Source organism: Rhodococcus sp. IEGM 1330, from assembly GCF_033142445.1.
GTDB lineage: Bacteria > Actinomycetota > Actinomycetes > Mycobacteriales > Mycobacteriaceae > Rhodococcoides.
Genome location: NZ_JAWLSB010000003.1, coordinates 522,769 through 529,493, shown reverse-complemented (window position 1 = coordinate 529,493; position 6,725 = coordinate 522,769). Strand labels below are relative to the sequence as shown.

Here is a 6,725-nt window from a genome sequence, read left to right as displayed (position 1 = left end):
GCCTTGGTAGGCCATTACCCCACCAACAAGCTGATAGGCCGCGGGCCCATCCTGCACCGATAAATCTTTCCACCACACACCATGCGGCATGCGGTCATATCCGGTATTAGACCCAGTTTCCCAAGCTTATCCCAGAGTGCAGGGCAGATCACCCACGTGTTACTCACCCGTTCGCCGCTCGTGTACCCCGAAAGGCCTTACCGCTCGACTTGCATGTGTTAAGCACGCCGCCAGCGTTCGTCCTGAGCCAGGATCAAACTCTCCGTAAAAGACCTGCGAAACAACAACCCGACCCCCGAAAAGAGGACCGAAGCTGCGAATCAGTCAAAGACATCAAGTCAAATCACTAGCAAAAAAACTCAACTAGCATTTTTTAAACAACACCCGACAACAACCACCACAAGCGGATGGCTGACACATCGAATGCATTCACCAAATAAAATTCGGCACTGACATTCATCGACACACTGTTGAGTTCTCAAAGAACACGCACACACTCTCACCCCACGAACACGCAGTCCGTCGGCCTCAAGGGCAACTGTTCCAGCCTATCCCAGCTTGGTCTCGGACACAAGGCCCGACTCTTGGGGGATAAAACCTGCCGAGCCACACGTCCAACCTCGTATCCCAGTCCGTGAAGACCAGGTCGGTGTCCGTCGCTCTGACTCGACAAAAGTTACGCCACCAACCACACCAACGCAAATCGGCAGGTCAGCGGCAGTCATCCGCGGCTCGAGACCCATGTCGGCGTCCCCGGGACCGCTTCTGGACGACTCAGCTCAGCAATGCGTCCCGTGCGAACCGGCGCGACCAGCTCGGCGAATCCGACACCCCTTGACGGAAGTAGAACCGCGGACCGTGGGCGCCGATGAGATCGAGGAAGCTCACCGTGGCCTGCGCCGCGAACTGGGCGTCGAAGACACCAGAATCCTCGCTGGCCCAGCCTAATTCGGCCACAGTCTCGATCAGCATCTCGTTTCGATGCGTCACGGATGCCGAAGCGGCGAGCGAGATCAGGAACAGAGTCGCTGCGTCGGTCTCGTAGGTCTCCTTACCCAAAGGAAGTCGCGAAGCCGCATGTCGCCACATACCGACGGGGTCGTCGGCCAAAGCCGCGCCGAGCTTGGTGCGCAGCAACCTGCCCTTCGATGTGCGGGTCAATCCGAGGTTCCGCGCCGCCTCGCGTAAGTCGGTGACCTGATGATGGTCGATCTCGCGATTGCTCGGCCCTACCCACCCCAGACCCCAGTCGAGCTCTTCGCGAATCGCCGCAACGAATGCGGGCTTGAGGTAGCCGGCACCGGTCAGGTCGGCTCCGTCGTCGCCGATTCTGTCGAGAAACCACGTCAACTTGGCCATTGCGACCTCCGCGACGGGTAGATCGACCGAGCTCTCGATGGTGAGTTCGCACCGCGGAAGCAACGCCATCAGTGACGGCACCTCCGCAGGACGCACCCGATCGAACAGCTTTCCGACGGCCGGAGCCGCCGCCACTGCTTCGGCGAGCACCGAACGCCCTACGTCCAACGAATGCAGAACCGTGTTGACCGCGTCGGCGTCGAACAGAGCCGGGTCGAAGGCTGCGCCCCACCTCGTGAGAAGGGCTGTGCGTTCGGGATCGGACGGGTCGGCAGCGATCTCCAGCGCCTGTGCGTAGCGCGAGGGCCCGCCGGATTCCTCGGGTGGGCATGCGCGCGCCCCGTCGATGCAGACGGATCGGAGGTCGTCGATATCGGAATCGATCTGCTCCAGAAAGATCGTGTGCGTCCATCCGTCACCGAAGCCGTACTCGTACGTCATCGTGGATCCCGGTGCTGTGAGCACGTCGTCGATCCGCACTCGCTCCTCGCTCGACGACTCGTCGTCCGGTTCGTCGTCGAGCGTCTCTTCCATCTCGAATCGACGCGTGGCACCGGCGGTCCTGACGCTGAACGCATGCAGATGCCGGTCCTCCCAACCGAGAGCACTCTGCAGCACCGAGTGCAGCTCGGACAGCAGCAGGTCCGAGCGCACCCGCACCCGACGCCAGACCTCCGGACGGGTGTGATCCACGGTCACCCGAAGCACCAAGTTCACCAGGCCCCGCCGCGTGGCTTCTGTCGCGCTGTCGTCGGCCGGTTCGTCGGTGTCGGACAAATCCGGCACCACCGACAGGTGCCGGACGCGACCGGTTCTCATCGACATGGAATGGACCCTAGTCGGACCCGTGCGTCGGACACAGGGGCTCGCGGCCTTCTACGTACCAGTGGTCAATCCATCGTTGATCGCGGCGACGTCGAAGGCCAACGCATCGAGCTGCGACGCCAGCGTCGTCACCGTCAACTGCACCAGATACTGAGTATCGACGCCCACCACCACATACCGCGTCGTCACGGCGGCTTCGAGTTGCTGCGCAACGTACGTACCCCGAATGAATCGGGACGGCCAGCCGAACCACGACGCCGCGCTCGCCTCGCGCTCCACCCAGCCGGGCATCGCACGTCCGTCGCCGAATCCCAATGCCATCAACGCTTCCGGATCGATCGTGCGCGACAACGCACCGACCAGAAGCACCGCGTTGGGCGCGAATCCGTTCTCCACCAGGTTCGGTTCCACGATCACCTGAGTCGCCCCGGGAAACTGCGCGGGATCGAGCGTCTGCCATCCCGCAGGAATCGGCACCGTGATCCCGAGCTCGGCCGCCGCGGCACCGTCGAGCGGCGACACGCGCAACGCGTGTGCGTTCAGGTACTCGGCGATCGTGGTGGGCTCGGACGATTCCGTCGACAGGGCGTCGTTCACAGCAGGGCCTTTCGTGGTGGACGATTCACTGACACGCCAGAGGCTACCTGCGCCGGTCCGCTCGTCCGCAGATCCTAGAGGCAGTGACCGGCGGGGAGCTGGGTGCTGCGCGACTCCAACCATCCGCCGACCGCGTCGAGCATGGCTGTTCCATCGGTGAACGAGCCCGAATTCGGTTGCGCCGCAATCGCTACCCCGACTCGCCCGGCAACGGTGGTGACGATACCGAACTGCCGGACGTCGTAGCCGCCTTGGACGCTCGGCCCCCAGCCGCCTTTGAAGGCTGAATCGGACAGCTTCGCGAGACCCCATTGTTGCTCGGGTACAACGCTGTTCATCATCTCGACCACCGGCGCAGCGTCCGGGATACACGACAGGCCCGCAGCGAACGTCGCCTGATCCTGCGTCGACCACTCGGTCTGTCCGAATGCGCTGAATTCAGGGCGGATCCGCTCCCTCTGCACCGCAGTGGCAGCGTCACCCCCCCTGCCGCAGAACCGATTCGACTGCAGCCGCTGCGGCAGCGGAATCTCCGAGCGACCCCCACAGGGCCTCGGCTGCTGCGTTGTCGGAGCTTTCGATCGCAGCGGTGGCGTCCGCAAGCGCCGCGTCGCCACCGCGACGCAGTGCGGCCACAGCCAGTGGCACCTTGACCGTCGACCACGCCACACCGGAAGTCCAGGTGCCGAGCACTGTCGGCGGGCCGCCGCCGACCGGAACCAGAGCGAGGCCGATGGGCCCACCCGCCGTCGACTCCAGTGCGCCGAACTCCGCGGCCAGATCTGCTGCCGGCAGCGTCTCGACAGCAGGCGTAGTGGTCCACATTCCCGAATCGGACGTCGGCGGCATCGCCGGGGGCACCGGAGCAGCCGCTGTTCGGGACACGACGGGCGTTTCGGACGCGGGTCCGTCATCGGTGGCGATGGTGCAGCCGGACACAAGAACACAGAACGCGAGGGTTACCGCTCCAACTCTTCCGACGCGGCCCGCCGAACTAGAAGAGGTAGACAACAGCGTTCTCGCCACCGGTACACGTCACCAACTGCGCAGACGAGACGCAGTTCATCTCGTACCGCTTGCCGGTGACCGGGCTGCTGGCCACCACCGTCCGCGAATTCCGATCCGAACCGGCCCTGGTGTAGGCCAACCGAACTTCCTCGGCGAACGGGCACGACGTGACCGACGACCCCACCGCCGAACCGCGAAGGCCGCTGCTCGACGCCACGGTCGCCGGGCAGGTCTGCGCACCGGCCGGCAGAGTGGCCACGCCCGGCTGCGGCGAGTTCGCCGCCGTGGGTGCGGGTTCACCGCCTGGAACACTGCCGTCGGACACTGCCGAGGACGGTGCAGCACCCGCCGACGCCACCGCGGGAGTTGCGTCGTCACGCGCAACCGACCAGGCGAACACGCCGCCGAGAATCACCGCGACCACAGCCAGAACGGCCACCACGATCCAGATGCCACCGTTCCCTTTTCTCGGCGGCCCCGGTGGAGGAGCGCCCGGGAAACCACCGGTGCCGAACACCGGTGGCCGGGGAACCGCGCCGTACCCACCTGGCTGCGCCGTGGCACGAGACTGTGGCGCACCAGGACCGGAGGACGGCGGCGGAATGACTCGATCGGATGGATTCGGCTGCGCGCCGTACTGTCCGTACGCGCGCTGCGAGGGGTCGCCCGAACCTGGATAGTTCACTGGTGTCCTTCTGCCGATGATGGGGCCAGCCTCTCATACGGCACCCTAACGAGCAGACCGGACGTTACAGTTTCGCTCTGCGCTCGGTGAGTTCCTCCAGATAGCGCGCAACCGCGTCCTCGTCGTTGGATTCGAGGACTCGATCGACAACGGATCGCACGGGCTCAGCAGCATTCGACGGGCACAACGCCGTACCCGCCCAGGTCAGCATCGGCAGATCGTTGCGCGCATCTCCCACTGCCGCAACCGAACCCGAAGAGATCCCCCATCGCTCGCACAATTCCTGCAGCGCACTGGCCTTCGAGACTCCCGCTGCGGACATCTCGATGTACGGAGCACCGGAATGAGTCAACTCCACTCCGTCCACCCCCACAGCAGCGACGAGCTCGTACAACTCTTCACTCGTCGTATCACTGTGCCGTGCAACGATTTTGACCGTCGGCTCTACGTCGACCGACAGACCGTGCTCCGATAGCTCCATCTCGTGCGGATGCCGGTGATGGTCTGCGAACGCGCACAGCTCGGCGTACCGAGCCTCGGCCACGAATCGCGTGGCACCGACGGTCGCGAAGGCCACGCCGGGGACGAGCGAGCGCACGACCGACTTGGCCGAGGCCACCGTCTCGGCCGGTACCGACCTGGTGCCGACGATGGCCGGGAAGCCGTCGGCCAGGTCGAGGATGACAGCCCCGTTGGCACCGATCGCCGTCCCGCGAAATCCGCAGGACGCTGCGAGTTCGTCGATGGAGTGGCGCGCGCGAGCAGTGGCCCACACCACCCTGATTCCGGCTGCATCTGCCGCAGCCATCGCGGCGGCCGTTCGCGCAGACACAGTTCGGTCCGAACGCAACAGGGTGCCGTCGAGATCGGTTGCGACAACGACGACCTCTTCGGTTCTCTTCACCCCACCGATACTGCCAGGTGTCGATCGCTCAGCCGGCGACCAATGTCAGAACAGAAATCTCACTGGGCGCGAACACCCGGAAAGGCGGACCCCAGAATCCCGATCCGCGGCTGGTGTAGAGCTGAGTTCGCGCGCCGTGTCTGCTCAGCCCGTGCACCACCGGCTGGTCGAGCCGAACCAAGGCCGAGAACGGCCAGATCTGACCGCCGTGTGTATGACCGGAGACCTGGAGGTCGACGCCGGCGTCGACAGCGTCACCGATCTGTTTCGGCTGATGAGCCAGCAACAGCACGGGCATCGAAGGATCGGTTCCGGCAAGTGCGCGAGCGAGATCCGCACCGTGACCGGGCGCACCCGAGCCTGCGGCGGTGGCGTCGTCGACGCCCGCGATGATCAGAGCGTCCTCACCGCGATGCAGCACCACGTGGCGATTGTGCAGGGAGTTCCATCCGAGGTCCTCCATGTGATCGAGCCACTCCTGCGCCTCGCCGAAGTACTCGTGATTGCCGGTGACGTACACGCGTGCCGCACTCGCGAGCATCGACTCCAACGGCGCAGCCTGCGCACGACGCCGATCGACCGAGCCGTCGGCGATATCTCCGACGTGGGCCAACACGTCCGGTTCAAGCGCATTGACGGCGTCGGTCAATCGGTGCGACCACGTCGTTCGATCGAGCGGGCCGAAATGCGTGTCGGTCACGAGAACCACTCGCAAACCGTCGAATCGAGCCCCGAGCCGGTCGATCCTGACGGTCGTGTGTCGCACGCGGGGAGTCCGCATCGCCTCGTAATGACCCCACAGCGCGAGGACGACTACGACGACCACGGTTGTCACCGACACGATCCGCGACCGAAGAGGGTCGTCGACCCCAGCCATCCACAGACCGAGCCGCAGCAGCAGCGAGAGTGCCGACCACACGAACGCGATCCAGACCGAGCCCAACAGCACGTCTCCGACGCGCGCCCACGCGTCCTTGGAGGCCCCCTCTGCACTCGGCCGGTGACCCAGATACATCGCTGCAGGCAGTGCCACGAATGCGGCGACCGCCACCGAAGAGCCCACCAACTGTGCTGCCGCCGGCCACTGCGCGCCCGCGAACACGACGGTCCAGGTCGGCAACGCGACAAGCACAGCGCCCACCGCGAAAACGACGGTCGGCACGACGATCCGCCGAGTGCGCGGTCGCGTCGACCCATCCGGTGGTGAGACCGACTGTTCCGGGTGCTGCATCTGTCGATCTGTCATCGGCGTCGAACCCTCTTCACTCGTACGTGCGCGCAATCCGAGGCCAAGACTACGTCGCCCTCATGGGTTCGGCGCGGGCGCTGAGCGTGCCGGCCAGGAGC

Annotated in this window: 7 protein-coding genes and 1 rRNA gene; all 8 read right to left on the bottom strand. The window is 65.1% G+C overall.

Annotated features, from left to right (window positions below):
* Positions 1–269 (bottom strand): 16S ribosomal RNA (locus R4P57_RS10645); the annotation flags it as partial.
* 505 nt (positions 270–774) lie between these two features.
* Positions 775–2,184, bottom strand: a complete 1,410-nt coding sequence (locus tag R4P57_RS10640) for a plasmid pRiA4b ORF-3 family protein (protein ID WP_317802778.1) — start codon at positions 2,182–2,184, stop codon at positions 775–777.
* Positions 2,185–2,235: 51 nt separating this feature from the next.
* Complete coding sequence (locus tag R4P57_RS10635) at positions 2,236–2,781, bottom strand: LpqN/LpqT family lipoprotein (protein ID WP_317802777.1); 546 nt, start codon at positions 2,779–2,781, stop codon at positions 2,236–2,238.
* 74 nt (positions 2,782–2,855) lie between these two features.
* Complete coding sequence (locus R4P57_RS10630) at positions 2,856–3,245, bottom strand: hypothetical protein (RefSeq protein WP_317802776.1); 390 nt, start codon at positions 3,243–3,245, stop codon at positions 2,856–2,858.
* A 13-nt stretch (positions 3,246–3,258) separates the two neighbouring features.
* A complete protein-coding gene (locus tag R4P57_RS10625; RefSeq protein WP_317802775.1) occupies positions 3,259–3,666 on the bottom strand; it encodes a hypothetical protein in 408 nt (135 codons plus the stop codon).
* A gap of 109 nt (positions 3,667–3,775) precedes the next feature.
* Positions 3,776–4,474 (bottom strand): hypothetical protein, encoded by a 699-nt coding sequence (locus R4P57_RS10620; protein ID WP_317802774.1) that lies wholly within the window; start codon positions 4,472–4,474, stop codon positions 3,776–3,778.
* A gap of 64 nt (positions 4,475–4,538) precedes the next feature.
* Complete coding sequence (locus tag R4P57_RS10615; RefSeq protein WP_317802773.1) at positions 4,539–5,378, bottom strand: HAD family hydrolase; 840 nt, start codon at positions 5,376–5,378, stop codon at positions 4,539–4,541.
* A 28-nt stretch (positions 5,379–5,406) separates the two neighbouring features.
* Positions 5,407–6,624, bottom strand: a complete 1,218-nt coding sequence (locus R4P57_RS10610; RefSeq protein WP_317802772.1) for a metallophosphoesterase — start codon at positions 6,622–6,624, stop codon at positions 5,407–5,409.
* Between the last annotated feature and the right edge of the window lie 101 nt (positions 6,625–6,725).